Origin of the sequence: Halobacillus sp. BBL2006 (assembly GCF_000786645.1) — a bacterium.
GTDB lineage: Bacteria > Bacillota > Bacilli > Bacillales > Halobacillaceae > Halobacillus.
The window spans coordinates 1-2489 of sequence record NZ_JRNX01000802.1; the positions used below are offsets into that span (position 1 = coordinate 1).

The 2489-nt window shown below is 38.7% G+C and carries 4 protein-coding genes; 3 read left to right on the plus strand and 1 reads right to left on the minus strand.

All coding sequences use genetic code 11. The features are described 5' to 3' along the window. Positions 1–100 precede the first annotated feature (100 nt). Positions 101–673, plus strand: coding sequence for a TVP38/TMEM64 family protein (locus LD39_RS19830; RefSeq protein WP_035552494.1), 573 nt, complete (start codon positions 101–103; stop codon positions 671–673). Positions 674–955: 282 nt separating this feature from the next. Here the strand turns inward: LD39_RS19830 and LD39_RS19835 are convergent, their stop codons facing one another. After that, entirely contained in the window at positions 956–1360 is a 405-nt protein-coding gene (locus LD39_RS19835) for a sigma-w pathway protein (RefSeq protein ID WP_035552497.1), read from the minus strand. A gap of 111 nt (positions 1361–1471) precedes the next feature. Between LD39_RS19835 and LD39_RS19840 the strand changes: the two genes are divergently transcribed. Beyond that, positions 1472–1954, plus strand: coding sequence for a dUTP diphosphatase (locus LD39_RS19840; protein ID WP_035552499.1), 483 nt, complete (start codon positions 1472–1474; stop codon positions 1952–1954). 82 nt (positions 1955–2036) lie between these two features. Then, positions 2037–2489: M42 family metallopeptidase (locus tag LD39_RS19845; protein WP_035552502.1), on the plus strand; the 453-nt coding region annotated here is incomplete at its 3' end.

Below are 2489 nucleotides of genomic sequence, written 5' to 3' on the forward strand. Positions count from 1 at the left end.
CGGTCCTTGCTGTTCTCCAAATCGCTAGTGTCGCGTATGCCGCCATCCGGTTCTATGTTTGATTCTCCTGTCATATTATGTAGACAGGGAGGGGGATGGAATGGGCGAGACATCAACGGCTGTATTGGCTTGGTTAGAACATCAGGATGCCTGGGCACCGCTTTTATTTATTGGTATTCATCTGTTACGTCCATTTTTGTTTTTGCCTGTCATGCTTGTATGTATTACAGGGGGAGTATTATTTGGACCGATTGCAGGAACAGCTTACTCGGTCATCGGGACAATGCTTTCGAGTTTATTGTTCTACCGCACGATACGGTTAGTGCCTTCAGGATTGAAAAGGCTCCGATCTTTAAAGGAGAAATGGATGAGAAAGAACTCCACGTTAACGGTCAAACAAGTGGCCATTTTGAGGTTAATTCCATTCATTCATTTTCACTTACTATCGTACTGCCTGATTGAAATCAGTGCCGATTTCAAAGAATATACGAAATCATCATTATTTGCTAATTTTCCGCTGGCGATCATATACACTTCCATGGGACAGTGGATTACATTGTTATCGATCCCGTTAATGGTGCTATTCTCTTCATTGCTTGTTATCTTATGCTTTTTTGTTCGTAAAAAGTATGAAGTGTTCCTTTGGAAAGACTTTTTTCAAACTAGTGCATAAGGATAAAATAATATGGTTCATACTTCGCAGAGGGACGTCTCAAAATGAGGCAGTCCCTTTTATTAAAGCTTCCTCTAATGGAATAAGGATTCTGTTACTTTAGCTAGTGAAATCTTGATTTCCTGTGGACCAATGGAGTCTCTCTGTTTATTTGAACACTTTACCATCGTTTAAGTTGATTGGGATACGTGACAATTATTTTCATTATTAGCCATTCAACAGCAATATTATAGTCAAAAAAACAAAGCTGCCTTCAGAGGTCCAGTCCTCTAGAGACAGCGTTTATTCGTGCTCATCTTTTAAGGGATGTATAATCAATCGATTTACAGGATACTTCCACTCAATGGAAGCGTAAGGGTAGCGGATAAGTATCTCCTGTTCCAGAAAATAAAGATCTTCTCTCGCTAATCCTTGAAGCTTTTCAGGGTTGTGTGCACTGACATTGATATTTACTACTTCAAAAGAATGATCGGTCGTCCCTAAGTATTTTTCGCCTTCAAATACAAGTCCTTTATAAGTGATGAGGAAATTTTGCTTTGTATTTTCTTTATTATCATGGAAATAGAACTCTTTCTTGTCACGGGCCAGGTCAAGTTTTCTTCTAGGATTAATAATGAATTTATAGGCAGTATATAAGATAAAGGCGATTGCGACCAATAACAATAAGCGAAATAGAATAATAATCATAGGAATCGTCTCCCTGCTTATGGGTTGATAGCTTACATACGTATGAAAGTGTCCTTCCGTTTCAAAAAATGATACATTTATGTTGAAAAAAATATAAAAGGAGGAATTATTGTGAATTGGGATAAGCTTTATCTTATGCAAAAAGATTTAGATCAATATATTGAAGAAAATCATCAGTTAGCTGACATAAACGTCGTAGATGAGAAACTTTTAGCTTTACTTGTTGAATTAGGAGAACTTGCTAATGAAACCCGCTGTTTCAAATTTTGGAGCACGAAGCCGCCTAGTGAAAAACAAGTAATCATAGAAGAATATGTGGATGGACTTCATTTCTTACTCTCACTAGGTTTAGATCTAGACTATCGATATTCACCGCAGCCAGTAAGTGACTTCGATACTCAGACTGAAGCTTTTCTTCAAATGTATAGTGATATAGAGCAGTTACGCAAGGATAGAAGTGAAAAGTCCTATACGAATGCTTTTCATAGCTACTTAAGCTTAGGACAAACACTTGGGTTTAATGAAACAGAGTTGATGGATGCTTACCACTCAAAAAATAATGTAAACTATGAACGACAAGATCAGGGGTATTAATTAAAGGAATCCCCAATCTTTGTGAAATCGCTTCAAAAGTTATATAATAGCTATTGGATATAAAAAGGAGGAAATGATACATATGGCAAAAAAAGATGAAACTCTCTCCATGTTGAAAGATCTTACGGACGCTAAAGGCGTACCTGGTAATGAGAAAGAAGCTAGAGAAGTCATGAAACAGTACATTTCTCCCTTTGCGGAGGAAGTGTTTACTGACAACCTTGGCAGCTTGATTGCTAAGAAGACTGGAAACAAAAAGGGACCAAGCATCATGGTTGCTGGGCACTTGGATGAAGTTGGCTTTATGGTTACGCGTATTGATGACCATGGATACTTATACTTCCAGCCAGTCGGCGGCTGGTGGAGTCAGGTTATGTTAGCGCAGCGCGTAACGATCATGACTCGTAACGGTGATTTGACAGGAATTATCGGTTCGAAGCCTCCTCACATTTTACCACCTGAGCAACGGAAGAAAGCGGTGGAAATCAAGGATATGTTCATTGATATTGGGGCTTCAAGCCGTGAAGAGGCTGAA